Origin of the sequence: Cytobacillus stercorigallinarum (assembly GCF_014836495.1) — a bacterium.
Taxonomy (GTDB): domain Bacteria; phylum Bacillota; class Bacilli; order Bacillales; family Cytobacillaceae; genus Cytobacillus; species Cytobacillus stercorigallinarum.
This window is the reverse complement of the sequence record NZ_JACSQT010000007.1, coordinates 113,517-138,774: the sequence shown is the minus strand read 5'-3', so window position 1 is coordinate 138,774 and position 25,258 is coordinate 113,517. Positions and strand designations below refer to the sequence as shown.

The window sequence follows — 25,258 nt, the reverse complement described above, 5'->3', positions numbered from 1 at the left end:
AAGAAAGTATGAGGATATAAGCAACGCAAAAGCGAGTACCAAAGCAAATAGAAGAAAGTATGAGGATATAAGCAATGCAAAAGCGAGTATCGAAGCAAATAGAAGAAAACTTGAGGATATAAGCAAAGCAAAAGCGAGTATCGAAGCAAATAGAAGAAAACTTGAGGATATAAGCAAAGCAAAAGCGAGTATCAAAGCAAATAGAAGAAAGTATGAGGATATAAGCAACGCAATCAAAAGTGAGTACCAAAGCAAATAGAAAAGACCTCTAAGATATAAGCAACATCCCCCTATCAATCAGCAAAACGTCATCCTCTTTCCATCTTCTTTATTTTCAAAAACTTATCTTTATACGTACTTAGAAAATTTACTTTATTTATATTTAATAACAACTAACTGTTACAGCAATTTTTATCAGGATGAAATCTGGAATTTTCCATTGACAGCTTAGGTGGAAAGTCGTATATTGATTAAATAAAATTAATAAATATTCATATCTATGCAATTGGATAGAGAGGGTTCTTTCTAATGAAAATAACTGTTGGTACACCGGAGTATATAAGAGAGCCAAATGCACTTATGAAAATTGGCGGGTACGTGAAGAAATATGGAGAAAAAGCCGTCCTTATTGGTGGGATAAAGAGTCGTGAAATAGTGGAAGGACATGTAAGAGAAAGTTTGAATAATGAGAGAATGACACTAGCTGCTTCCATTTGGTACGGTGGAGAATCTTCTAGAGAAAATGTTGAGAGATTAATAGAAGAGCTCAGTACAATCGATTATGATGTCATCCTTGCATGTGGCGGGGGGAAAGCGATTGATACTGTTAAGGCGGTAGCCGCGCATGTAAATAAACCTCTTGTTGCACTCCCGACGATTGCAGCGACATGCGCAGCAACGACTCCTATTTGGATTACATATAGTGATCAAGGTGAATTTCTTGCCATTAGTCGAGATGCAAAGGTGCCAGAAATGGTTGTTGTTGACTCAACAGTTATATTGCACTCACCTGTAAGATATTTGATTGCTGGCATTGGTGATACGCTAGCTAAGTGGTTTGAAACGAAGACTTCAGTTAAAAAAGCAACACCTAATGCTAGGAACCAAACAGCGATTGCTATTGCTAATCAGTTATACAAAACGATGTTAGCAATAGGGGAGCAATCAGTTGCATCTATGAAAAAAAAGGAATTGTCACCTGAGCTTGAGGATATGATTGATGCGATTCTGTTAATCAGTGGAAGTGTGAGTGGGTATGGGGGAGATGATTGTCGAACAGCAGGTGCCCATGCCATCTACTCCGGGTTGACGATTTTCCCGGAAATACATGAAACGTATCATGGTGAAATTGTTGCTTTCGGCATTTTAGCGATGCTAGCAATGGAAAATGAGGAAGAAAGTGAAATCAAAGAGTTGATTTCTTACTATCAAAAAGTGAATCTACCATATACACTACAGCAAATGAATGTGCCTGAGTTGTCTCGATCACAGTGGCAGGAACTTGGAGACGTTTCAGTGACTATTGAAGATATGGCGAATATGCCGTTTGTGGTTACACCAGATATGGTAATCACAGCTGTTAGGCAGGCAGATCAATATGGAAAAGACATGTTAAACAAATAAATAGACTGGTTAATGGGGGAAGATGAGTCATGAAAAAATGGTTATTCGCAATCACAATGATGGTCCTTGCTGTGACATTAGCAGCTTGTGGTGGATCAAGTGAATCTGAGGAAGGATCTGGAGAAAACAAAGAACCATTAAAAGTTACTTTACCAACGTGGACAGGTTATGGACCACTATTTTTAGCAAAGGAAAAAGGCTACTTTGAAGAGAATGGTATTGATGTTGAACTTTCAATTGTTGAAGGTCTTGGAGAAAGAAAACAAGCTCTAGCAAGCGGACAAATCGATGGAATGGCAACTGCACTTGATGTACAAGTATCATTAGCTGCATCAGATATTCCTTTAAATGTTGTATGGTTATTGGATGATTCTTACGGCGGAGACGGGATTTTAGTGAAAGATGACATGAATGAAGTGAGTGACTTAAAAGGCAAGAAAGTTGCTTTTGAAGTCGGATCTACAAGTCATATGTTAGCTTTAACGGCATTACAAGATGGAGGCTTAACGGAAAAAGATGTTGAAGTTGTACCAATGTCTGCTGGGGATGCAGGAGCGGCATTTGCGGCAGGTAAAGTAGACGCAGCCGTTACCTGGGAGCCTTGGTTATCAAACGGTTCTGAAGCAAACGGTAAAGTGCTACTAACAACGAAAGATCTTCCTGGTATTATTGTTGATACAGTTAGTTTTACGGAAAAAGTCATTGAAGAGCGTCCAGAAGATGTCCAAGCATTTGTAACGGCAATGGGTCAAGCAATGGACTACTGGAAAGAAAACGAAGATGAAGCGAATGAAATCATGGCTAAAGGTTTAAAAATTGATGTTGAAGAATTTGCTGCAACAGCTGAAGGATTAAAGTTCTTGGATAAAGAGGCGAATAAGCAATTATTCGGTACAGAAGACGCTAAAGGCGACATTTACCAATCAACAGAAAATGCGGCAAAGTTCTATAAAGAGCAAGAGATTATTACAGCTGAACCAGCTGCAGAAGATATTATTAACCCTACTTTTATCAAGTAATGATATGAATCATTCGGAGCCTAACCGCAAGCAGTCAGCGGTTAGGCTCAGGTTATTTTTATTTCTGGTAATTGGTTGAAAGAGGAAAAAAAAGAAAATGGGTGAGAAAAAATGTTAGGAAAATTATTAACCCCGAATAAAGAAATTCCAAAGTCCCTTTATTCTTCAGTCGGCATTATTATTTTTCTTATTGTATTAGGGATATGGGCAGGAATTACTTATACGGGGCTCGTTAACCCGTTGTTTTTGCCAACACCTACGGCGGTATTAACAACAGGAATAGATTTATTTGCCAATGGAAATCTTCTATCAGATATAGGCATTAGTTTTTCAAGGGTATTAGTCGGTTTCTTAGTGGCAGCCTTAATTGGTGTACCACTTGGGATATTGATGGGTTCTCTAAGAATTATGCAAGGCGCATTTGAGCCGCTGATTGGTTTTATTCGTTATATGCCAGCTTCAGCATTTATTCCATTATTGATCTTATGGATTGGTCTTGGTGAAACGCAAAAAATGAGTGTCATATTTTTAGGGACATTCTTTCAATTAACGTTAATGATTATGGATGTTACAAAGAATGTGCATAATGATTTGATTGATGTTTCTTATACATTGGGTGCATCGAAGCTACAAGTGTTTACAAGAGTGATACTCCCGGCAACCATGCCAGGGATTGTTGATACATTAAGAATTACATTTGGATGGGCATGGACTTATTTAGTCGTTGCAGAGATTGTAGGGGCTTCGAGTGGAATTGGCTATATGATTATGCAGGCATCAAGATTCCTACAACCTGATAAAATTATTGTTGGGATTCTGATTATTGGGTTATTAGGGTTATTGACTGACCTCATCTTTAAATGGATTTACCGTAAATCTTTTTCATGGATGAGAAAGGAAGGATTGTAATATGACAACACCGAAGCTAGAAATTAAAAATGTGGATAAAGTTTTCAAAACCAAAAGTGGTGACACAACGGCGCTACAAAAAACATCCTTCACTATTGATGATGGTGAGTTTGTTACTATACTTGGTCCCTCAGGATGCGGTAAATCGACCGTATTAAGAATTGTTGCTGGTTTGGAAGAAGCGACAACCGGTGAGGTATTATTAGATGGGCAACCTATTGATGGTCCTGGCCCAGATAGAGGTATGGTATTCCAATCGTATACTCTATACCCTTGGTTGACGGTGAAAGAAAATATCTCCTTTGGCTTAAAGTTGAAGGGAGCGAGACAAAAGGAACGAGATGATCTCGCTCGTCATTATCTTCAATTAATAGGATTAGAAGGATTTGAGAATCATTACCCTGTTCAACTCTCTGGAGGGATGAAACAGCGTGTAGCTATTGCTCGTGCATTAGCGAATGATCCGAAGGTATTATTGATGGATGAACCTTTTGGTGCCCTTGATGCGCAAACAAGAAATATTATGCAAGAGGTTTTATTAAGGGCATGGGAAAAGTCGAAGAAAACCATCCTCTTTATTACTCATGATGTAGATGAATCTATTTTTCTAGCTGATTCTGTGTATGTCATGACTGCTAGACCAGGAAGACTGAAGAAAAAGGTGCCGATTGATATCGCTAGACCAAGAGATTTTAGTGTGAAAGCAACAAATCAATTCGCACAATACAAAGAGGAACTGTTATCATTAATACGAGAAGAAAGCTTGAAATCTATTTGATATTATAAATGATACAGAAAGGTGCTTGGTACAATTGAAGAGAGAAGCCTATTACCCTGAGGTCGTTAAACAGGCCCTAACCAATATCCCTCCAGGGTCATGGATGTCAGCAGTGCCGGAAGGATGTATTCGCCTAAACTCAGGCTATCCGGCATCTAACCTTGTTCCGTCAGCTGAACTAAAGGAAGCTACAGACCGGCTATTGACAGAAGAACAAGATTTGCCGCTTCACTATATTGGTAGTCCAAGAATTGATCAATTAAAAACACATTTAATCAAACGCATGGGCGAGCGTAAGATGGAAGTGAAAGAGGATGAAGTGCTTGTGACTTCAGGTGCTTGTCAGGCGATTGATCTCATTGCCCGTATTTTATTAGATAAGGATGCCTTCATTATTGTTGAGTCACCGACTTATATGGAAGCACTGGAAATTTTCCAAAATTACACAAAAAACCTTATCACAATTCCAATTGATGCAGATGGATTGGATACGAAGCGATTGGAAGAAATATTAATCGAACGGACGAAGAAAGAAGAACCTATTCCAAAACTTCTATATACGATCCCAACCTTTCAAAATCCTACAGGCACAACACTATCTTTCGCCAGACGGGAGAAATTAATTAAACTAGCAAAAGAATATGATTTTCTCATTCTTGAAGATGATGCCTACGGGGAGCTTGCGTTTGGAGAGAGTCCGACAACATTAAAATCATTAGATGAAGAGGATCGTGTTTTTTATGTCGGATCGCTATCGAAAGTAGTGGCTCCAGGTATGCGTGTCGGCTGGATTGCTGCTCATAGTGAGTGGATAGAAACACTTTTCTGGTTTAAGAAAGATTTAGAGCACCCATTTGCGCAATCGGTGATGTCTGCTTATTTAGAAAAAGTAAATCTGGCTCATCGTTCTGTCTTACTAACAGAAAAATATGAAGAAAAAGCAGTCATTTTATATGAATCATTGATTCATTTCATGCCTGAGGGTGTGAAGTGGTATCGCCCTGAAGGTGGCTACTTTATGTGGATTAAAGTGCCTTGCGTCAATACAACGTCAATGCTTGCGAAAGCGAAACAAGCTGGCGTAGCCTACGTACCAGGCCAATACTTCTTCTACAATCAAGACGAAGGTAAGAACTTTTTACGTCTTTCATTTAGTTATGCGAGTAAAGAGGAAATAAAAAAGGGAATCGAAATTCTAAGCCAAGTAGTGGCAGAAGAGATGAATAAATAAAGATAGGAGCGTGCACAATCCTGAGGTGCACGCTCTTTTTAGGTTGATTATTTTTCATAAAGTAAGCCACTCTTTCAACTGTAAAGGAGAATCCGAGCGGATCGCTACTCTTTTATAGACTTTCTTATATCCTAAAAAATAAGTTACATGAACAGGTTCCTTTAGTTCTAGAATGATATCCGGGTACACTTTTTCTAAATCTTTAATTATGAAATCAGCGGTATCCTTTGATAATTTCCCTTGAAGTACTGATTTTTCCTCAATCAGAGTTTTAATATTTTCAATTGGAATAACCACTCGTTTCACTAATCCGAGTGATAGGTATAGAGTGCCGTTCTGATAATGAATAGGGTTTAATTTCATTGCTTGTATATCACCAATGAAAAAAATAACAGCATAGACATTGCCGATAAAAAGAATAATTGATAAAACGATAGAATATTGATGGATGAACCAATGAATTGCAATGGTTTCAATGAGGATGGCATGGATAAGCATAATTTGAAAGGCAATATAACTGGAGTTTTTATAAAGTGTTATTCCCTCTCGCGGTGTTTTTTTCCAACTAGCAAAAGCATAATAGAACATTAAACCTTCGGAACAAATGATACGAATAATCTGATACTTTTTTGCGAAGTGATCAACAGCATTTGCATACGAGAACACCGTTGGTAATGAGCTTTGTTTTACTTCCTTAATAATTTTTGGCATATACTTTATGAAGGTTACAATTAGTAAAAGCTCTAAAGAAATAAACATAACCTCGATTAAAATAACACCCCATACAAAAGAGGAATAAGGCGCTAGCAATTCCGTTGGGATAATCAATCTTGCCAAAAGGCAGCCACTCGCACAAAGTAACAATGCAGATTTTAAAGAAAACTTTTGTTTATATAACATGAAAAATAATGGCATCAAGATCATGAAGTCAATCAATGAACCTAAAACAACGTCTTGCGCATTTGCCGGTAGAATCCATCCACTAACTGAAGTCTGATAAAGAATGGTATTAGAAAAAAGAGCCGCTAATAATAAGAAAAGCCATACATATTTCCCTTTGCTCATAATCTTCATGTCAAATCACTCCCCTTTAGTTAAATGATACCATATGATAAGCAGATTATTCCAAATAAAGTAAAAAAAGTAAACTGATAACAGTAGTGCTAATCTGAAAGGAAAGTAAAAGAAAACGGAGAAGTAAAATAAAGGGACTAGCCCACTTTGTAATTCAAAAAGCTTGATCAGCAGCCGTTGCGTTTCCCGTTTTGTAGAAGAACTTCTATAAAAGACTGTCTAATAGTTCCCTATGATTCTGAATCCGCCCCTATCCTTTTTCTTGTAACGTTAACAATGATAAGAAACAAGTAATCCATCGAAAATAAATAATTATTTAGCAATCCCCATCAAAAAAAGCTCAACCAATTATCGTAAAATAAAGGTGAGGTGAGTGAGAGTGCAGTATAGTGAAACGACGCAAAAAACAATTTATTTTATTGAAACGCATTTACTAGAAAAGATTCAACTCGATGATTTAACAAGGAATGTAGGGTATTCCAAATTTCATCTCTTAAGGGTATTCAAACAAGAAACGGGTCGGACAATTGGTGAATATATTCGTTTTCGGAGACTTGCTTTAGCAGTGTCTTTATTAATAGAAAGTGATGAATCTATTCTTTCGATTGCTTTTTTGCTTCATTTTCAATCTCAAGAGGCGTTTACGAGAGCCTTTAAAGAAATTTATTCTCTACCACCGGGCAAGTATCGTAAGTTATTTAGTCTTATCCATTTAAAGGAGGAGAACAATAAGATGACGAAAGAAACAATTATTCATGGCTGGATATTAAGTGGAAACGCCCCAGAACATTATCAAATGACATTGGATCAACAAACTTTCCATACTGGGCATCAATCTGCTTTACTTAAAAATATTAGTGATGTGAATAGCCAGCAATTCGCTACTATTATGCAACAGTTCAAAGCGGAGAAATATAAAGGGAAAAGAATGAAACTAACATGTTATATAAAGACGGAAGATGTAGAAAAGTGTGGGGCTTGGATGAGAGTAGATGACAACAATGGTGATATGCTACAGTTCGATAATATGGATAATCGGCCTATTGCGGGTACAAATGGCTGGAATCAGTATACCATTGTATTAGATGTGCCTGAAGAGAGTATGTCCATTCATTTCGGGGTGTTACTCATTGGAAAAGGGAAGGTCTGGATGGATGGGTTTCAATTAGTAGAGGTCAGTGAACATGTGCCAACAACAAACCTTTCTTTTCAAGAGAGTCTACCAAAAGAACCGCAAAATCTTGATTTTAGTGAATAGATGTTAGAGGGAAAGGCTAACGCTTTTCCTATTTTCTTGTGAACTTCATCTCCTGTTTATGCCATAATAAAAGTGAGTAGTATAGGGTGAGAGGTGAAACGATGAAAAAACAACAATGTCCAGTTTGTGGTGAGCAAAACAACTGCGGGCTTGAAGAGAACAAGCTCAAGGATTGTTGGTGCTTTCATATTGGTGATGTCCCCCAAACGCTCTTAGATTTAATTCCTCAGGAGAATAGGGGAAAAAGTTGTGTTTGTGAGAGATGTATAAGAAAATATAAAAAGTGAGATGTATATATTTTACATTCAAGAGGGGTTTGCTCGTTTGATGGCGAATAGAATATTGAGAAATATTAGGAGGTGTTGTGTGTGCAAAAAGTCCGAACAGAAATGTTTGAGTGGATCAAAGCATTGATTATTGCACTAATTATTTCTTTTCTTATCCGTATTTTCATCTTTTCTCCTGTCGTTGTAGATGGGGCTTCAATGGAACCGACATTACATGACCAAAGCCGGGTTGTTATGAGTAAATTAGGTGAACCTGACCGCTTTGATATTGTGGTGTTTGATAGTGATGGAGAGCGTGATTTAATTAAAAGAGTGATTGGCTTGCCAGGAGATGAAATTACCTATAAAAATGATCACTTATACATAAATGGCAAGGAATACGATGAACCTTATTTAGATGAGTTAAAAGAAGCGCTAGAAAGAGGCATGTTGACAGATGATTTTGAGCTCAAAGATACAAAAGTAAGCCAAACGGTTGTTCCTGAGGGGCATTATTTTGTATTAGGTGATAACCGTAAACGAAGTCTTGATAGTAGGGTCATAGGGGTCATCTCTGAAGAAAGAATCCTTGGGAAAGCCAAAGCGGTTATTTGGCCGATGGATCATATGGAAGTCGTTAAATAAGGGAAAAAAACCTAGTTTATTGATTTGCTAGGTTTTTTCGTGAAAAGATTTTTATTGTTAACGTCTTGTTAATGAAAAATGTTAAATGATTACATATCAAAATGAATAGAGATCGAAAGAACAGTGAAAAGGATAGTTTCGGCGATAGAAGTGGCTAGGTTGGCAAATGTTTCGCCATCACCTGAAGTAATTACTAAAGTTGCTAGATGTTTTGCAACAAAAAAGTCTATTCACTAGTTCACTACAAATAAAATAACAACCTATCTTCGTTTAGAAAGGTTGTTATTAAAGTTATTTAACGAATCAAAATATGTTTAGTTTTCTTTCGTAATGTTACTTGTTATGGAATAAAAACAAGTGTCAGTCAGCTTGCTACCATCTGCGGATAGATCATCATTTCTTAAAGTGCCTTCTAATTCAAACCCAAGTTTTTCTGGGATAGCACGACTCTTAAGGTTTGTTGATTCACATCTTATTTCAATTCTCCTAAATTTGATATGATGTAACCCAAAGTTTGCTAATCTCTTTACTGCTTCCGTCATATATCCATTACCGCTAAATTTTGTATTTATCCAGTACCCAATTTCACATTTAGGAATGTCCCAGTCAACCCCCTGAAGGCTTGTTGTTCCAATAAAGTCATTGTTTTCTTTATCAAAAATAAGAAAACGAAAACTGTCTCTCTTTAAAAAATTTATATGAGCATTTCTTATATTTATTTCTGTTTCTTCGACAGTTGGCAGTTCTTGAGCAAATGGCAACCACTCTTTTAATTCATCAAATGAGTCTCTAATAGCTTGGTTTACAATTTTCCCGTCTCCTGTTTGAAGTGGTGCTCGAAGAATTAGTCTGTCTGTTTCTAATTGTAAAGGAACATCTAACAACAAAGGATTCATTTGATTTCCCCTCTCTGAATGTAAAAACTCTCACCTTTAAGAAATAATTCTTGAGGAGTGATCATATTCCCTTTCTCTTTGTTCTATTTAACCTTATTTTTCTAACAATAAAGCGATAGTTTCACTTCCTCCGTTGCCAGTTTGACCAGAAACATCATCGTAAATTTCCTTTACAGTAAACCCTACAGCAGTTACCTCTTTGATTAATAATTCTTTTGTGAAGTATTGATGCCAGATGTTGTAAGTTTCCATTTTATCTTTGGTAACCACAGTTGTTTGCTCTAATGTTACTCTATCAGGATATTTAAGATTTCTACCAATAGCGACATAGGAATCCTTTGACCAGAAACCACCATTTTCATTTAAACTCCAATATTGTTCTTCCTTAAACTGATCAAATTTATTTTGTGAGAAAACATCTAATAACAACTGTCCACCATTCTTCAAACTGTTCCAAATGTTGAAAAGTAATTTACTGCGATCAACAGGTGCAAGAGCTCCATAATCACAATATATCAATAGGGCAAGGTCGTAGTTATTTGAATCATTTAATTCCATATAATTCTCATAGCGATAGTCAATATCAAAATTGAGCTTTTTTGCTTGTTCTTGAGCATAACGAATGGAGTTTTCAGAGAAGTCTATCCCTGTTACCGTATAATTTTTTTTGGCTAATCTTTCACAATAAAGACCTGGACCGCAACCTAAATCTAGTACCTTTTGATAAGATTTTTGGGGAGCAATTTGTTGAATGAAATCAATAGACTTATCAATAAACGAAAAACTCCTACTAGCTCCTTCATTATCAGAGTTTAAATGGGCCTTTAATAATTGTTTGGCAATATAAGGATTTTGCCAAAAAGCATTATCTGCTTGTTCAAATCGTGATGGTACGCGCAACTGGTTTAAAAAGTTATTCATATAAACTTCCTCCTAAAAATTTTTAAAACACAAAAAACCGCAGAGTTTTACTCTGCGGTTAAAAAGAGAAAAAGTCCGTAGAGTAAAAAATCAAATGGGCATACCAAATAAACACATAAAATGCTTATTTAAGTTTGCGTCAAATTGATCTTTTACTCTTTTCCAGTCATAACAAAGTCCTCGTAAATCCAACTTCTGCTATGCCGAACTTCTTCACCTATCCTTTTAGTGTTTTTATAAATATAACAGACAATAACTATGAGGTCTACTATAAGTTTGATCTTTTTACTTTCCATTTCAAACAATGAAAACATTATTGGGGATCCTTCTTTGAGTCAGAGGAATCTAATCTCGTAGAAGAAACACCAGCTTTTCTAAAATGAACAACAAATTTAGCAATATATTCAAAAAGGTCCTGTGATTTAAATATATATATGGACAAATAGCTACCGGTAGGTAAAGCCGTATCGTTGATTACCAAGTAATCGTTGATACAGGTTTTATTAATTCTTAACGCATCGTTAGTTCAAAACTCATTTACTTGTTTGATTGAGTTTTCGGATAAAGAGTAAATCGTATGTGTATTTTTTGTATTCATAATTCTTCCAGACCCCTTCATCAATCGAAAGGAAGTGTGTTTCCTTCCCAATTTCAATTCTATATTCAGGATTCGCCATATCCTTTTTCTTCACTTCCATCAATCTGTTTCATTTTAATTTTTAGTTCAGTATCTTTATCTGACCAGTTTAGAATTTCCAACATTTCTTCTTCTTTTATTGAAAAAGTATATGTTCCTGTATCTCTTATATTAAAGCTTTGAGCATCTAAAGAATTTTCTTCATAATTATTTATATCAACAAAAACATAGAAGGAAGATTCTATTTCATTAGTGACTTGGAGCTCATATGTTCCAGGCTCAATCTCTTCACCAGCTTGATAAGATACTGACTTATCCTTCAATGTATAAACTTTGTTTATCATTTTTTCCTTTTTAAACTCTGATGGGCAAAGGAGCAACATCCCGTTACCCTCAACCTCTATAGAATTATTTTTAAAAATTTGTTTACTTAAAAATCTTTCGCCTTTATGGAGATTTACGCTAGCTATTTCAGCATTTCCTTCTAAGGAGATAATATCGTAAAAACCAGGTTTAAAATTCTTGTTGTCAACTTTATAAGTTCCCCCCGATTTTAGTGTTATTTCCTGAGCTAGATTTTCTTTTGAATTTCTCCCTTTTATGGACGATGATACACTATCACCTTTTTGACAAGAGAGATTTAACGGTGTAGCTTTCTCCATTCCAAGCTGCTGTTCATTTTCCTTGCTGCCGTTCACTCCACCTATTTGGGTCGTGTAGTTACTAATAAAGGAAATCAGTAATAAGAAAGAAAGTACTAATGTTCCAACTTGTGCAATGATTGGCAAAGGCTTTTTTAGGAAATTTCTTTTCTTCGTACTCTTTTTAACACCATTAATAAATTTTTGTCCTACTATATCGTTATATGGATTACTTTTAAATGTGTTTTCATTAAATTTCGTTTTAAGTTTGGATAACTCATTATCAATCATTATTATCACCCCTAGCACCCAATTTTCCCTTTAATCGGTCTCTTCCCCTTGAGAGTCTAGTCCTTATAGTTGATTGATTTAAGTTTAATAATTCGGCAATTTCCCATATATCCATATCTTTATAATAGTAAAGAAAGATAACCTCACGATACTTTAAAGGTCAATTCAACACTAAAACCTCAATACTTTTCGATTCATCTTTACTTAAAACAGCTTCTTCAGGAGATGGAGTCGAACTATTGAAAAAACTTTCTATAACATTAGTAAAAAAAGCTTTTTAGTCTCTGCCTTTCTTAAATAATCCTTACAATGATTCGCACATATGCTGTACAACCATACTCTAACATTTTTAATATTATTAAGCTGTTCAATTTTTTTGTAGGCTTTTATAAAGACCTCTTGAACTATATCCTCAGTGATCTTCCAGTCCTTCACATATGTAAAACAAAAATTCATTAATTCTTTGCTATAAAGACTTATTAATGAATTTATAATGTTGTCTACATTATCAGTATTGTTATCAAGATACTTTGCATAAACCGTTTCTAATTTATCACTCACAAACTTGTTTCTCCTCTCAAGATTACCTTCTAAATAATAAGACGGACTACCCATCTGTTCAGTCCCATTATTTTAAAATAAAGTAAATAAAAAGGTATTAATCCAACTGGATTAATACCATAGTGAAGTGATACCTAGAAACCCAGAAAATCTATTTAGTTATAAAAAAAGTCTCCATTCTGTCTCGTATCCATTATTCAACAAACCTACCAAGATAGTTGAATAATACTAAGCCAAGATTTGAACCTGAAGCTCTATGTATATTAATTATAACAATTATGTTCATCGTTCGTATACGATTTTATTAGAATATTCAGAAAAAATATCAGCGTGAATATTAGATCATCTCCTTACCCATATTTCAATAAAAATAGCAACACCAGCACATGTACTCGCTGAAATATGTTTTTTACCTCAGAAGAAGTTTGTGTAATATCACTGAAACTGTACAAAATTCGGCTTCGAACCCCATTTATGTACAAATAAATTATTATGCACACACAAATCAAGTGCAACAAACGTATGGTACACAAGCAAAAGGATATTTTGTGTATCGACATTCATAGAGATAATTTCAACCCAGTTATAAAATTCTCGTTGTTAAAAGCGTCATTAGACTTTTGAAGTAACATAGGAGAAATGTACATATAATCATTTAAAATAACCGGCTTTTGCTGGAACTACTATCTATGCTGTTTTGGGAACCTATAATAATTTATTCAATCAAAAGTTGTATGTTAATATTATCTGTCTTATTTTACTATTTAAATTTAACTATCGAAGGAGTTTTGTTATAATTAGAGGATTTGTTAAAGAAAGTACATTTGTAGCTTACAATATATTTACTGAAATATGTATAATTATAATAATATGAATTTTTAGATTGTTTAAGGAGTGAAAACTAATGCGAATTTACCCAGATTGTCCTGTTGTTACTAAAACAATAGAGATTGGTGGGCTTTCGAAAATGGAACTTATTCAAAGGTTACAAGAACATTCAATCTCGATGAATCAGTATGGAGAGAAATTATTATCTGATGATAAATTTACTACTTCCGAAAAAAAGTACAGCCTAGAAATCGTTGAACTAGCTGTTAGAGATTTTGGCTTTCCTGATGGAGCAACTATGCCAGGCCTTATTAAAAAAGCGAACCAACTAGGTTTGGAATTATGTCCTCTTGAGATAGGACCTTACTTAAGACTTGAATATCTAGACCAACCTGAAGGTAATTCAGAGAATTCCTCAAAACAAAATCAAGCTCCTTCTGGGTCTATCACAATAGCAACAGAGATAGTAAGTGATGACGATGATTTTCCTAAAGGGTTTTATCTTAGAAGAATAGATGGAGTATTATGGCTGCGTGGATATGTTGCTGACGACGTGTACGTTTGGAATCCTGATGATCAATTTATCTTTAGTAAAACAAAGTAACATAGAAGTAAAGGTATGCATTGTGAAAATTCCATTACAATAAAGCTTCATTTCGATTCTTCCACAATCGGGAGCGATAGTGGAAGATTAACAGTAGGAACTTTTTTATAAAAATGGCACAGTGTTTCTACAAGGAATTAACCTGTTTTGAACAACTTTGTTCAAAATGGGCTCTTTAAATATGGGCGAGTGGGTAGTTTTTAATCAAACTTTCTTTGTCTATTCAAAAAACATACTACCTTAAAAAGCAATTTTAAATGCTAAATACAATCTCTAATCTCTTGCCATCTGACAGTTGATTTAACAAATCTTCTTCCCAATCAGGAATCATTGCATATATATAACAATCTTGCTTATAAACGCTATTGATTATATCAATAAATTTCTCTTCATCTATTTCATCGTCAAGCAATCTTCTAACTACCTTTGGAAGGACACCCATCCCAATCACCTCTTTGAATATTATACATATAGATTGGTGAGTTTTCTTCCCTATCTTCTACAAACCTGCACCTTTCGTTTTAATAGTTACTTTTAAATTAATATTTTTTTAAAGGACTTTTTAACCCCCATTTTACCCATTAGCTAAAAGCGAAGGGATACTCCGTTTTATTTGCCTATACAAATGACTCATATATTTTATTTTCCAGTGCATGCTCGTCTTTTAGAGCTAAAGGAATAATCTAATTGGAAAAAGAATATGCGTATCTTTGTTCTTTTTTGTTTGAAGAGTAGATAGGAAGTAGGCAGCTAAAATGGAGAAAACAAAGATGTAAACAACCGATGATATTCCCTGTTCTCACCACTGCCTTTACCGTCCATCCATAAAGTTTAATTCTATTTTACATTGTTATACGAGAATCTAATATTTCCTTCATATTCCAAAAGTATGATGAATATATAACAAGTGGATAGACTTGCCTTCTTTCAAAAAGCCGTATATTCGACGAGTAAAGGGTTTTTACTTCATCGGTATATGGCTTTCTTTAGGGGGCGGTAAAAGGGGTGAGAGAATATGCGTGCTTTGGAGTTAAAACAGATGAGAAAGTCTTACCAAGCGGATATAGAAGTGTTAAAAGGAATTGATATTGTAATTGAGCCTGGGGAATTTTTTGTGCTAGTCGGGCCATCTGGTTGTGGAAAAAGTACGTTGTTAAGGATGATTGCTGGATTAGAGGAAATTAGTAGTGGCGAGCTTTATATTGGCGGGGCTTATGCAAATAAGTTAAAGCCAAGTCAGAGAGAATTATCGATGGTGTTTCAAAATTATGCTTTGTTTCCTCATATGACAGTTGAACAAAACATTGCCTTTGGCCTACATGTGAAAAAACTGACGAAAGTTGAACAATCGCAGAGGTGTCAAGAAGCGGCAGAAATGCTTGGACTCACACCATATTTAAAAAGGAAACCAAGAGAATTATCGGGGGGGCAAAGGCAGCGTGTAGCACTCGCTAGAGCAATCGTCACACAAGATCCTATCTGTTTAATGGATGAACCACTCTCAAATCTTGATGCAAAATTGAGAACAAAAATGCGTTCAGAGATAAGGCAGTTACAAAGAAAATTGGGTATTACGATGATTTATGTCACACATGATCAAACAGAGGCGATGACGATGGCTGATCGCATGATGATTTTAAATCAAGGGGAAGTGCAACAAGTTGGGAAGCCGCTTGATATATATAATCATCCGGCGAATACGTTTGTGGCATCGTTTATTGGCGCACCGCCGATGAATATGGTTAATGGATATATTCAAAATGGAAATGTTCATCTTCCATGCGATACAACGCTCCCGAAAATTCATCAAGATTTAGCTGGTGAATTCACGATTGGAATTAGACCTGAACATCTAGTAAGAGCAACGAATACGGATGAAGCTACATTGCACGCTACCGTTACGAATGTAGAAATGCTTGGGACAGAAACATTAATCAATTTTCAGTTAACGGAAAAATTGCAGTGGACAGCAAGGTGGCAAGGTCAACATGCGGTTCCTTTAGGAGAGAAGGTTTCTTTTGCTATCAAAGCAGAGGACTTAGTTTTCTTTGATGACCAAACGAAGACGAATACTTTTCTTGAAGGTGCGGAGGTGATTTAGTGTTATGCCATCCCTTAATATGAACGCTGATCCAAAGCGGCCAACTCTAAGAAAAAATCGATTTTCCCTTCCATCTTTAGAAGGCTGGTTATATGTACTACCATCTTTTCTTTTATTTATTATTTTTCTATTTTATCCGATGGTTAGGACAGTATATTTGAGCTTTTTCTATACTGATACACAAGGAAAACCGTTGTCCTTTGCTGGTTGGGAGAACTTTACCACATTGCTTTCTTCAACTAGTTTTTTAACAAGTGCAAAGGCCACTTTCTTATTCGTTTTATACACGGTACCAGTAGGTGTCATTCTCGCCCTTGTTTTAGCGTTACTAGCTAATCAGAAAATGAAAGGCATTGGTTTCTTTAGAACCATTTTTTCCTCAACGATGGGGATGAGTGTAGCTGCCTCATCAGTTATATGGATGTTTATTTATAACCCATCGATTGGCATAGCAAACAAAATACTAAACTTTTTTGGTTTGGCAGATATGCATTTCTTATTAGATCCGAATACAGCATTGCTATCAGTCGCAATCGCGACGATTTGGATGAATACAGGGTTTACGTTTCTCATTTTGCTAGGGGGTTTACAAAATATCGATTCCCAATTATATGAGAGCGCAAGAATTGCAGGGGTAAGTTCTTATTATTCTTTTAGAAAAATCACAATTCCTATGCTGTCACCAACGCTTTTCTTTGTTCTTACAGTGACGATGATCAATTCTTTTCAGTCATTTGGGCAAATCGATATTTTGACAAAGGGAGGACCGACTGATTCAACCAATGTGATTGTGTACTCCATTTATAAAGATGCATTCATTAATTATAATATTGGCTCTGCCAGCGCACAGGCAGTGATTCTTTTTCTATGTGTCTTCATCTTAACAGTGATTCAGTTCAAGCTAGGTGAGAGGAAGGTGCATTATCAATGACAATCGGGAAAAAAATCTTCTTATATTTGCTCCTTATTCTTTCAGGATTTATCATGTTTTTCCCCATCGTTTACGCTTTCATGATTAGTTTTATGCAAGGGGGAGAAGTCCTGCAAGGAAAGCTCATACCAGAAAACTTTACACTAACCAATTATATTAATGCTTTCGAAAAGGTCCCGTTACTGCGGTATTTGATCAATAGCTTGGTCGTATCCACAGTCATTATGTTAGGCCAATTACTACTATGCAGTTTAGCAGCCTTTGCTTTTGTTTTTACAAAATTTAAAGGGAAAAACCTTTTGTTTATGCTTTTTATTTCCACGATGATGATTCCTTGGGAAGCGACAATGGTGCCAAACTTTCAAACGGTGCAATCGTTAGGGTGGTTAAATAGTTTTCCAGGATTAACGATTCCTTTTTTCGCAATGGCTTTTGGGACTTTTCTGCTTAGACAACAGTTTAAGACGATTCCTATTGAATTATATGAAGCTTCCCAAGTTTCAGGGATCAGTCGCTTTAAGTTCTTCTTAACGGTTGTCTTGCCGATTTCAAAAACAAGTTTAATTACGCTCGGAATCTATTGTTTCTTGACGGCTTGGAATATGTATTTATGGCCATTGCTTGTCACAAATGATGAAAAGGTAAGGACCGTTCAGATTGGCTTAAAGCAGATGCAGACACAAGAAATTGCCTCTGAATGGGGGGTGGTAATGGCAGGAGTCATGCTCGTCATTTTGCCAACTTTACTATTAATCTTTGTTGGTCAAAAACGTTTACAAGAGGGGTTAACTAGAGGAGCAATAAAGTAGAGTGGGGAGAGGATGAAAAGAATGAAGAAGCTTTGGATGGTGAGTATCTTATGTATGCTAATATTCATGACGGCATGTTCAAATGATGCGGCAAATACAGAGGAATCTAGTGGTGATGGAAAAACAGAAGTGATATTTTGGCATTCGATGAGTGGTGAGCTTGAGAATGTTGTGCAAGAAGTAGCGGATGGCTTCAATGCAGAACAAGATGAGATTACAGTTACGCCTGTTTTTCAAGGGACATATGAAGAAGCGATTACGAAGTTTAATACGGTAGCTGGAACAGAAGATGCACCAGCAATTATGCAAACTTTTGAAGTCGGGACGAAATATATGATTGATTCAGGGAAAATACAACCAGTGCAGAAGTTTATTGATGATGAAGGATACGATATGAATCAATGGGAGAAGAATATCACTAATTATTATTCTGTAGATGATACGCAATATTCCATGCCATTTAATTCATCTACTCCGGTACTTATTTATAATAAAGATGCTTTTAAAGAAGCTGGATTAGATCCAGAGAAAGCGCCTGAGACGTATAGCGAAATAAAAGAAGCAGCGAAGAAATTAACGAAGGATGACCAAGTGGGTTTTTCAATTTTAAATTACGGTTGGTTTATTGAGGAATTAATCGCCGTACAAGGTGGCTTATTTGTAGATAATGATAACGGACGTTCTGGTAATGCGGAAAAGGCAGTATTTAATGGTGAAGAAGGGCTAAAAGTATTTGAATTAATTAGTGAGATGCATAAAGAAGGTACTTTCTATAATACTGGACAAAATTGGGATGATATCCGTGCTGCTTTCCAATCTGGCAAAATTGCTATGTATCTAGACTCATCAGCAGGTATTAGAGCTACAGTGGATAATGCACCGTTTGAAGTCGGCGCAGGATATTTACCTGTACCGGATGGAGTAGACAGACAAGGGGTAATTATTGGCGGTGCCTCTTTATGGATGGCGAAAGATATTGATGAGGAAAAACAGCGTGCTGCATGGGAGTTCATGAAATATGTGACGACACCTGATGTACAGGCACAATGGCATTTAAAGTCAGGTTATTTCTCTATTAACCCAGCAGCCTATGACTTACCGGTTGTACAAGAAGAGTGGGAGAAGTATCCACAGCTCAAAGTAACGGTTGATCAGTTGAAAAATACCATTCCATCTGAGGCGACTCAAGGGGCATTAATTTCAGTCTTCCCAGAAGCACGGCAAAAAGTTGTGAGCGCAATGGAAAGCCTCTATCAAGGTGTTGAACCGAAAGAAGCATTGGATCGTGCAGCAGCAGAAATAGATCAGTCATTAGAGGCAGCGAACAGAAAAAATGGGAGTCAGTGAGAGGGTAGAAGAGGTTTCCATATACGCTCACCGGGGAATGAGTGGTACCTTTCCTGAAAATACAATGACCGCATTCCAAGCTGCCCTAAATGCTGGAGTGGAGGGAATTGAATTAGATGTGCAAATGAGTAGGGATGGTCATCTAGTCATTATTCACGATGAAAAAATTAATCGGACTACGAATGGCAAGGGTTATGTTAAAGATTTAACTTTAGAAGAACTCCTTGGCTTTGATGCAGGGGGATGGTTTTCATCTGATTTTATCGGCGAGGGTTTACCATCACTTCAACTAGTATTAGAGTGGCTTCTAGAAGAAGGCAATGACCTTACATTAAATATAGAATTAAAGAACGATATCATTGCTTATGATGGGATGGAAAGAAAAGTGTTAGATTTGATTGATCGTTACCAATTACAAGACCGAGTCATTATTTCTTCATTTAATGCATCTAGTTTAAAGAAAGTGAAAGCGATAAATCCGAATATCTCGGTTGGTTATTTAATTGCTGGTGTGAAGAAGGATGCTATTAAAATAGCGAATGATATCGGTGCCGATGCCATTCATTGTCAGCCAAGTTACGCGCTTTCTACTTATGGAAGAGAAGCGATAGAAAAAGGATATCCTCTTCGTGTCTATACGGTAAACGAAAGAGCCGTAAAGGAGCAATTAGTTGAAACAGGTGTGGAAGTCATTATGACAGACGTACCTGAACATCTCAAATGAAAAATAGAGCAAGTGTTGTGTGATTGAACTGCTCCCCGTTAGTAGACAGATTAAAAAACTGACTACTAACGGGGAGTATTTTTCATGTCTATAAGAGCTTTTACTCTAAAATTAAAGTTTTACAAGTTTAAATAAGGGAATTATTGTCAGGATGTTAAAATAGCAAACCGCTATAAAGAGGAGGGATGAAATTGTCTGCTGTATGGGATAGCGATGTTGAAGTGACGATAGATGAAGCACAACAAATCATTAGTGAACAGTTTCCGATACTTGAACCTGTCATCACTAAAGAGAGCGGTGAAGGATGGGATAATAAAGTCTTCGTTGTAAATGAATCGGTCATTTTTAGATTTCCGCGAAGAAAAATGGCTGTCCCCTTATTAGCAAGAGAAAATAGATGGTTACCACAATTAAAGCAACATTTACACAGTGATATTCAAATTTCTGCACCTATTTATATTGGCCAACCAAGTAGTAAGTTTCCATACCCATTCACAGGCTATCCGTTGATTAAGGGTGTTTCTACAAATGAACGGGAGATAAGGGTGGAAGATCGTGGTCCCATCGTTGAAGACATTGCCCTATTTTTAAAAGCCCTTCATCAAGTACCAAGTAGACATTTTCATGGAATCATAGGAGATGAAATTGGCAGGTTAGACGTTCATGCAAAAAAAACAGCAGTCATTCAACGATTAGAATGGATGGAGGAAAATGAAGTTATTGACTCCCGAATCCCTTTTTTAGCAATGATTCAAATAGCAGCAAACACGAGTGTAACGGCGAGGAATACATTGGTTCATGGGGATTTTTATTTCCGTAACTTTCTGATTCGTGATGATTTAAGACTTGCAGGTGTCATCGATTTTGGAGATATGCATCGTGGTCATCGAGCCGTTGATTTAGCTGTTGCTTATACCTTCTTTCCTTCATATATGCGGGAACGCTTTTTTTCACTTTATGGTGCAATTGATAAAGAAACGGAATCGTTAGCTATGTTTAGAGGGCTGCATGTGATGTGTTATTTATTTTTTTATGGGATGGATAAACAGGATGAAGGCATCATAAGAGAAGCTAAAGTAGGGTTAGCGAATCTCATTTCCAATCATTAATAGCTAGCTTAAAGATTAAAAATACGCTAAAATACAAGGGTTATCAATTTAGGACATTTGAATGCTACCATTAGTAACTCGCCAATGGGTGAGTTTTCTTTTTGTGTCATGAAGTAAGAGTGGAAGGGAGTTTTTATATTATGAAGAAGTTATTTTCGACATATCGCACGACTATTTTGTTATTAGCTGCTATTCTAATTGGCGGTATAGCAGGGGTAGTGTTTGGGCCTGCGACATCTGTTGTGAAACCTTTTGGAGATTTATTTTTAAATTTAATGTTTATGATTATTGTACCGCTCGTCTTTTTTAGTATAGCATCGGCTATTGCGAATATTAGTGGGATGAAACGGTTAGGTAAAATTATGGGAAGTACATTCCTCGTTTTCTTTTTGACAGCAGTTGTTTCTGCTGTATTAGGATTCGGAGCTACTTCTCTATTTGACCCATTAAAAGATACGGATACTTCAAGTATAATTGCTATGATGGATGAGGCGGAAGTGGCTGAGGATGAAACTGAGAATATTTCGTTACTTGCAAAACTTGTTGAGACGGTGACTGTAAATGATTTTCATCTTTTATTCTCTAAAAGCAATATGTTACAGCTGATTGTTTTTGCCATTTTATTTGGCTTGGCTACCGCACTAGTAGGTGAGAAAGGCAGACCAATGGCTACCTTCTTACAATCAGGCACAGATATTATGATGAAAATTGTAAAGATTGTCATGTATTATGCGCCGATTGGTCTAGGGTGTTATTTTGCAACAATCATTGGTGAATTAGGACCGCAAATTTTAGGTGGTTATGTTCGTGCTTTTGTTTTATATTTAGGCATAACACTTGTTTATTATTTTGGCTTTTTCACATTGTATGCCTTTATTGCTGGTGGGAAAGAGGGAATCAGTGTATTTTGGAAAAATGCGATTCCACCGTCAGTGACTGCAATTGCAACATGTTCAAGTGCGGCAAGTATTCCAGTTAATCTTGACGCGACGAAGAAAATGGGTGTACCTAAGGATATTGCTGAAACAGTTATCCCATTAGGAGCAAATACTCATAAAGATGGTTCAGTCTTTGGTGGCGTGATTAAGATTGTATTTATATTTAGCTTATTTGGGCAAAGTATGACAGATCTGCCAACAATCTTAAGTATTATTGCTGTCGCCTTTTTAGTAGGTGCGGTTATGGGAGCTATACCTAGTGGTGGCTTAATTGGTGAAATGCTCATCTTAAGTGTATTTGGATTTCCGCCTGAAGTACTACCGATTATAGCTGTTATCAGTACAATTATTGATGCGCCAGCAACGCTTCTGAACTCAACAGGTAATACGGTGTGCGCGATGATGGTTAGCAGATTAGTAGAGGGAAAAAATTGGTTGAAAAAGGCGCTCCATGTAAAAACAGTTTAACTTTTTATAAAAGTAGGTTTATAGTTTTAGGTGATTGGGTATAAGAATGCTGGTATCATATTTTGGGGAAAGTGATACTCACAATGTTGATGATTAGGAGAAAATGCGGATGAAATCATTTTACGAGTACTTTAAGGATAAAACATGGGATTTAACAGAGAATTGGTATGCGGAATTAGATAAGAGAAAAGATGGTGTCTATAGCACAACAGACGCGTCCCAAATTGCTATATTAAAGGAACAAAATCATGCATTCCATGAAATCTTTGCAGAAATATTTAACACAGAATCTGACGCACCAACAGAAGCATTCGACGAATGGGTTACTTCTATTGCAAAGGATCCTGCTCATTTAAGCACACCATTAGATGAAATCATTAGTGAATTTCTTAGTGTGCAAGAGCAATATTTCGATGTAGTTCAATATTATATTGAAGAATCAACGACGATGTTATCACATAAAGAGGTCAACACGCTTAATCGAGTGATTTCGCAATCATTTAGAAAAATTATGAGTGAATTTAGTAAAAGAAATATCGAAGAATCGAATCGTATGTTAAAAGCACAGCAAGAGATGATCGTTGAACTTAGTACACCAGTGATAAAAATTAAACAGGATGTAGCTATTCTCCCTTTAGTTGGAGATATTGATACTCATCGTGCTCAAGTTATTTTTGATAAAACACTCGAACAATGTAATAATATGCAAATTGAAGAGCTGGTTATTGATTTATCTGGCGTAGCAATCATTGATACAATGGTGGCTGCTCAAATTTTTCAGGTCATAGATGGCTTGAAATTAATTGGTACCATCGCTAGCCTTTCAGGTATTCGACCAGAAATTGCGCAAACAGCTGTTCAATTAGGTATTAATTTCCGTAATATTAAAATCTATTCTTCATTGGCACAAGCCATTCAACATACAAAGACATTATAAATAGTTAAATGAGAAATAGAACACGAGGATTTTTCGTGTTCTATTTAAGTTTCGTAGTGAGTGAAACTGGTTTCTGTCCTTTTACAAACTTAGTTACTCTCTATCATTTAGTTATTAATGTGCGATCATCTCGTGAACAATTTCTTCGCCGCTCATTTCTGATGGATAATAAGTTGGCCAATTTGTTAGTTCTTCTAAGAGATCTTCCTGACTTTCATTGCCTAGATAAATATGAAAATGAGCGCTAGGTGTTGGATATATATGATGGTCACTAAATTGCACAAATCTTGGTGCGGCTTGATCTCCATCTACTCGATTGAACAAATACCGAACACCTTGATTACCGGCTTCATAAGTGAGGATCTCTAATCCATCATATTCATATGTGCCAGAAAGTGTAGTGTCTTCATGATGAAATATCATTTTTTCATCGGCGATTTCTATTCTATCAATCTCTGTTTCGTAACCTACCGTATAATACTCTTTGTATTCATCAAAAGTTTTTTCTCCATTCTCTTTAGCTTTGTTCTCTAATACTTCATCCAGTGTTCCATTTGTTAAATAAGGATAAACAGACTGCCAGTCTCCTTCCCAATCAGAAAGGGAGCGGTCTTTTACTTGATCCTCATCGAAATATCCTTCGTAAATTTGCTGGTCACTGTCTTCATGGTGATGACTATGATCATGTCCGTGTTCATGTTCATGATTTTCATCGTGTTCATGGTCATGAGTATCTGTTTCAGCTACAGTCTGATCATTTGCCGATGAATCTGTGACTTCCTTCTCAGCACAACCAACTAAAATAAATAGCAGGAAGCTCATAAAGAAAATAGGTTTGATTCTGGTCATTTTTTGTCCCTCTCCTTTTTTCGTAATGATTACGATTTATACTGCAGACATTATATGTATAAAATGAAATAAAGGTTTATGATAGATAAATCGTAACCATTCTTTTTTGTACTTTTTGACTATACTGTGGGATTCAGTTTTTGTCAATATAAATCGTAATTATTATTATTTACGAGAGGGGAAAATAAAATATTGCTACCAGATCAGAGAGGGTTTACTATATACTGGAATTAAGATTTGGTAGATTAATTCGTTTTTGAATGGAGTGTAGACGAGCTTGAAAAAAATCGGTCTTAGTATGATGTTTATTGGTCTATTATTTATCGGATTTAGTGTTTGGACAATTATTGCTGGTAATGTGAAGGAATCACAGTCATTACAAGTGGCCAAAGCAAAGGTAGCTGAAGGAGTGCAAAAGACAGAGGCTTATTTGCCGAAAAAGGGAGAAGCAGCAGGGATACTCTCGATACCAAAGCTTGATGCAGAATTACCCATTATTGAGGGAGTTGATGCAGATGATCTGGCTAAAGGAGTTGGTCATTATCTAGGAAGTTTATATCCGAATGAGGGAGGCCAAATTGTACTCTCAGGTCATAGGGACACCGTCTTTAGGGGGATGGGCAAGTTAAATTTAAATGATATTTTCACTATAAAGGTACCATATGGAGAATTTGATTATAAAATTACTAAAACAAAAATTGTAGATAAAGAAGATACAAGTGTGATTACATTGCAACAAACAGAAGAAGAATTAATTGTTACCACTTGCTATCCTTTTAGTTTTGTGGGAGATGCACCTGAGAGATACATTATTTATGCTGAGCGAGTTAAATAAGACGAAAATAGAGCAATAAATAGGTAAG

General features: G+C 36.1%; 26 protein-coding genes and 1 pseudogene. 19 read left to right on the top strand and 8 right to left on the bottom strand.

The window, feature by feature from the left end; genetic code table 11:
* The 6 genes from H9655_RS14785 to H9655_RS14760 all read left to right on the top strand — a co-directional run.
* On the top strand, positions 1-259 hold a 259-nt coding region (locus H9655_RS14785), incomplete at its 5' end, for a hypothetical protein (protein ID WP_404826102.1).
* A gap of 269 nt (positions 260-528) precedes the next feature.
* On the top strand, positions 529-1,623 hold the full coding sequence (locus tag H9655_RS14780; protein ID WP_191815328.1) for an iron-containing alcohol dehydrogenase family protein: 1,095 nt from the start codon (positions 529-531) through the stop codon (positions 1,621-1,623).
* 29 nt (positions 1,624-1,652) lie between these two features.
* Positions 1,653-2,642, top strand: a complete 990-nt coding sequence (locus H9655_RS14775; RefSeq protein WP_191815327.1) for an ABC transporter substrate-binding protein — start codon at positions 1,653-1,655, stop codon at positions 2,640-2,642.
* Positions 2,643-2,753: 111 nt separating this feature from the next.
* On the top strand, positions 2,754-3,551 hold the full coding sequence (locus H9655_RS14770) for an ABC transporter permease (protein WP_191815325.1): 798 nt from the start codon (positions 2,754-2,756) through the stop codon (positions 3,549-3,551).
* A 1-nt stretch (position 3,552) separates the two neighbouring features.
* Complete coding sequence (locus tag H9655_RS14765; protein ID WP_191815323.1) at positions 3,553-4,329, top strand: ABC transporter ATP-binding protein; 777 nt, start codon at positions 3,553-3,555, stop codon at positions 4,327-4,329.
* A 34-nt stretch (positions 4,330-4,363) separates the two neighbouring features.
* Positions 4,364-5,560, top strand: coding sequence for an aminotransferase-like domain-containing protein (locus H9655_RS14760; RefSeq protein WP_191815321.1), 1,197 nt, complete (start codon positions 4,364-4,366; stop codon positions 5,558-5,560).
* Between the two features lie 54 nt (positions 5,561-5,614).
* Here the strand turns inward: H9655_RS14760 and H9655_RS14755 are convergent, their stop codons facing one another.
* On the bottom strand, positions 5,615-6,634 hold the full coding sequence (locus tag H9655_RS14755) for a beta-carotene 15,15'-monooxygenase (protein ID WP_191815319.1): 1,020 nt from the start codon (positions 6,632-6,634) through the stop codon (positions 5,615-5,617).
* A 379-nt stretch (positions 6,635-7,013) separates the two neighbouring features.
* Between H9655_RS14755 and H9655_RS14750 the strand changes: the two genes are divergently transcribed.
* The 3 genes from H9655_RS14750 to lepB all read left to right on the top strand — a co-directional run bounded on the left by H9655_RS14750 (position 7,014) and on the right by lepB (position 8,803).
* Entirely contained in the window at positions 7,014-7,892 is an 879-nt protein-coding gene (locus H9655_RS14750) for a helix-turn-helix domain-containing protein (RefSeq protein ID WP_191815317.1), read from the top strand.
* A 101-nt stretch (positions 7,893-7,993) separates the two neighbouring features.
* Entirely contained in the window at positions 7,994-8,179 is a 186-nt protein-coding gene (locus H9655_RS14745; RefSeq protein WP_191815315.1) for a cysteine-rich CWC family protein, read from the top strand.
* An 81-nt stretch (positions 8,180-8,260) separates the two neighbouring features.
* On the top strand, positions 8,261-8,803 hold the full coding sequence (gene lepB, locus H9655_RS14740; protein WP_318245493.1) for a signal peptidase I: 543 nt from the start codon (positions 8,261-8,263) through the stop codon (positions 8,801-8,803).
* Positions 8,804-9,117: 314 nt separating this feature from the next.
* On the opposite strand, the gene H9655_RS14735 is transcribed toward lepB, so the two are convergent.
* From H9655_RS14735 to H9655_RS14715, 5 genes and pseudogenes are all read right to left on the bottom strand, one after another.
* A complete protein-coding gene (locus H9655_RS14735) occupies positions 9,118-9,699 on the bottom strand; it encodes a GNAT family N-acetyltransferase (protein WP_191815313.1) in 582 nt (193 codons plus the stop codon).
* Positions 9,700-9,792: 93 nt separating this feature from the next.
* Positions 9,793-10,620, bottom strand: a complete 828-nt coding sequence (locus tag H9655_RS14730; protein WP_191815311.1) for a class I SAM-dependent methyltransferase — start codon at positions 10,618-10,620, stop codon at positions 9,793-9,795.
* Positions 10,621-11,283: 663 nt separating this feature from the next.
* Positions 11,284-12,189 carry a hypothetical protein gene (locus tag H9655_RS14725; protein ID WP_191815309.1) on the bottom strand — a complete coding sequence of 302 codons (906 nt, stop codon included), beginning with the start codon at positions 12,187-12,189 and terminating at the stop codon, positions 11,284-11,286.
* Positions 12,182-12,337 (bottom strand): annotated as a pseudogene (locus tag H9655_RS22925) (sigma factor-like helix-turn-helix DNA-binding protein); the annotation flags it as partial. The pseudogene H9655_RS22925 and the gene H9655_RS14725, both read right to left, overlap by 8 nt.
* A gap of 104 nt (positions 12,338-12,441) precedes the next feature.
* Complete coding sequence (locus H9655_RS14715; RefSeq protein ID WP_191815305.1) at positions 12,442-12,750, bottom strand: RNA polymerase sigma factor; 309 nt, start codon at positions 12,748-12,750, stop codon at positions 12,442-12,444.
* Positions 12,751-13,654: 904 nt separating this feature from the next.
* Here H9655_RS14715 and H9655_RS14710 point away from each other — a divergent pair.
* Complete coding sequence (locus H9655_RS14710) at positions 13,655-14,182, top strand: helicase (protein ID WP_191815302.1); 528 nt, start codon at positions 13,655-13,657, stop codon at positions 14,180-14,182.
* A 253-nt stretch (positions 14,183-14,435) separates the two neighbouring features.
* Here the strand turns inward: H9655_RS14710 and H9655_RS14705 are convergent, their stop codons facing one another.
* Positions 14,436-14,624 carry a hypothetical protein gene (locus H9655_RS14705; protein ID WP_191815300.1) on the bottom strand — a complete coding sequence of 63 codons (189 nt, stop codon included), beginning with the start codon at positions 14,622-14,624 and terminating at the stop codon, positions 14,436-14,438.
* A 573-nt stretch (positions 14,625-15,197) separates the two neighbouring features.
* Between H9655_RS14705 and H9655_RS14700 the strand changes: the two genes are divergently transcribed.
* The 8 genes from H9655_RS14700 (at position 15,198) to H9655_RS14665 (ending at position 23,546) form a co-directional block, all read left to right on the top strand.
* On the top strand, positions 15,198-16,283 hold the full coding sequence (locus tag H9655_RS14700; protein WP_191815298.1) for an ABC transporter ATP-binding protein: 1,086 nt from the start codon (positions 15,198-15,200) through the stop codon (positions 16,281-16,283).
* Between the two features lie 4 nt (positions 16,284-16,287).
* Positions 16,288-17,214, top strand: a complete 927-nt coding sequence (locus H9655_RS14695; protein ID WP_191815296.1) for a carbohydrate ABC transporter permease — start codon at positions 16,288-16,290, stop codon at positions 17,212-17,214.
* Positions 17,211-18,023 carry a carbohydrate ABC transporter permease gene (locus H9655_RS14690; RefSeq protein ID WP_191815294.1) on the top strand — a complete coding sequence of 271 codons (813 nt, stop codon included), beginning with the start codon at positions 17,211-17,213 and terminating at the stop codon, positions 18,021-18,023. The genes H9655_RS14695 and H9655_RS14690 overlap by 4 nt, the downstream gene beginning before the upstream one ends.
* A gap of 21 nt (positions 18,024-18,044) precedes the next feature.
* A complete protein-coding gene (locus tag H9655_RS14685) occupies positions 18,045-19,370 on the top strand; it encodes an ABC transporter substrate-binding protein (protein ID WP_191815292.1) in 1,326 nt (441 codons plus the stop codon).
* A gap of 37 nt (positions 19,371-19,407) precedes the next feature.
* Positions 19,408-20,094 (top strand): glycerophosphodiester phosphodiesterase, encoded by a 687-nt coding sequence (locus H9655_RS14680; protein WP_263600757.1) that lies wholly within the window; start codon positions 19,408-19,410, stop codon positions 20,092-20,094.
* 191 nt (positions 20,095-20,285) lie between these two features.
* On the top strand, positions 20,286-21,203 hold the full coding sequence (locus H9655_RS14675) for a phosphotransferase (protein ID WP_191815289.1): 918 nt from the start codon (positions 20,286-20,288) through the stop codon (positions 21,201-21,203).
* Between the two features lie 140 nt (positions 21,204-21,343).
* Positions 21,344-22,609, top strand: a complete 1,266-nt coding sequence (locus H9655_RS14670; RefSeq protein ID WP_191815287.1) for a dicarboxylate/amino acid:cation symporter — start codon at positions 21,344-21,346, stop codon at positions 22,607-22,609.
* Between the two features lie 109 nt (positions 22,610-22,718).
* Complete coding sequence (locus tag H9655_RS14665; RefSeq protein ID WP_191815285.1) at positions 22,719-23,546, top strand: STAS domain-containing protein; 828 nt, start codon at positions 22,719-22,721, stop codon at positions 23,544-23,546.
* Positions 23,547-23,660: 114 nt separating this feature from the next.
* Here H9655_RS14665 and H9655_RS14660 read toward each other — a convergent pair whose 3' ends face one another.
* Entirely contained in the window at positions 23,661-24,395 is a 735-nt protein-coding gene (locus H9655_RS14660; RefSeq protein WP_225230658.1) for a metal-binding protein ZinT, read from the bottom strand.
* Positions 24,396-24,693: 298 nt separating this feature from the next.
* Here H9655_RS14660 and H9655_RS14655 point away from each other — a divergent pair, with 298 nt between their 5' ends.
* Positions 24,694-25,230, top strand: coding sequence for a class D sortase (locus H9655_RS14655; RefSeq protein ID WP_404826104.1), 537 nt, complete (start codon positions 24,694-24,696; stop codon positions 25,228-25,230).
* The last annotated feature ends 28 nt before the right edge of the window (positions 25,231-25,258 follow it).

Coding starts and splice junctions, on each gene's coding strand:
- H9655_RS14775 (WP_191815327.1), top strand. CDS start 1,653: ATGAAAAAATGGTTATTCGCAATCACAATGATGGTCCTTGCTGTGACA.
- H9655_RS14705 (WP_191815300.1), bottom strand. CDS start 14,624: ATGGGTGTCCTTCCAAAGGTAGTTAGAAGATTGCTTGACGATGAAATA.
- H9655_RS14745 (WP_191815315.1), top strand. CDS start 7,994: ATGAAAAAACAACAATGTCCAGTTTGTGGTGAGCAAAACAACTGCGGG.
- H9655_RS14765 (WP_191815323.1), top strand. CDS start 3,553: ATGACAACACCGAAGCTAGAAATTAAAAATGTGGATAAAGTTTTCAAA.
- H9655_RS14665 (WP_191815285.1), top strand. CDS start 22,719: ATGAAATCATTTTACGAGTACTTTAAGGATAAAACATGGGATTTAACA.
- H9655_RS14670 (WP_191815287.1), top strand. CDS start 21,344: ATGAAGAAGTTATTTTCGACATATCGCACGACTATTTTGTTATTAGCT.
- H9655_RS14725 (WP_191815309.1), bottom strand. CDS start 12,189: ATGATTGATAATGAGTTATCCAAACTTAAAACGAAATTTAATGAAAAC.
- H9655_RS14700 (WP_191815298.1), top strand. CDS start 15,198: ATGCGTGCTTTGGAGTTAAAACAGATGAGAAAGTCTTACCAAGCGGAT.
- H9655_RS14655 (WP_404826104.1), top strand. CDS start 24,694: ATGATGTTTATTGGTCTATTATTTATCGGATTTAGTGTTTGGACAATT.
- H9655_RS14780 (WP_191815328.1), top strand. CDS start 529: ATGAAAATAACTGTTGGTACACCGGAGTATATAAGAGAGCCAAATGCA.
- H9655_RS14660 (WP_225230658.1), bottom strand. CDS start 24,395: ATGACCAGAATCAAACCTATTTTCTTTATGAGCTTCCTGCTATTTATT.
- H9655_RS14710 (WP_191815302.1), top strand. CDS start 13,655: ATGCGAATTTACCCAGATTGTCCTGTTGTTACTAAAACAATAGAGATT.
- H9655_RS14685 (WP_191815292.1), top strand. CDS start 18,045: ATGAAGAAGCTTTGGATGGTGAGTATCTTATGTATGCTAATATTCATG.
- H9655_RS14695 (WP_191815296.1), top strand. CDS start 16,288: ATGCCATCCCTTAATATGAACGCTGATCCAAAGCGGCCAACTCTAAGA.
- H9655_RS14690 (WP_191815294.1), top strand. CDS start 17,211: ATGACAATCGGGAAAAAAATCTTCTTATATTTGCTCCTTATTCTTTCA.
- H9655_RS14730 (WP_191815311.1), bottom strand. CDS start 10,620: ATGAATAACTTTTTAAACCAGTTGCGCGTACCATCACGATTTGAACAA.
- H9655_RS14735 (WP_191815313.1), bottom strand. CDS start 9,699: ATGAATCCTTTGTTGTTAGATGTTCCTTTACAATTAGAAACAGACAGA.
- H9655_RS14680 (WP_263600757.1), top strand. CDS start 19,408: ATGAGTGGTACCTTTCCTGAAAATACAATGACCGCATTCCAAGCTGCC.
- H9655_RS14755 (WP_191815319.1), bottom strand. CDS start 6,634: ATGAAGATTATGAGCAAAGGGAAATATGTATGGCTTTTCTTATTATTA.
- H9655_RS14770 (WP_191815325.1), top strand. CDS start 2,754: ATGTTAGGAAAATTATTAACCCCGAATAAAGAAATTCCAAAGTCCCTT.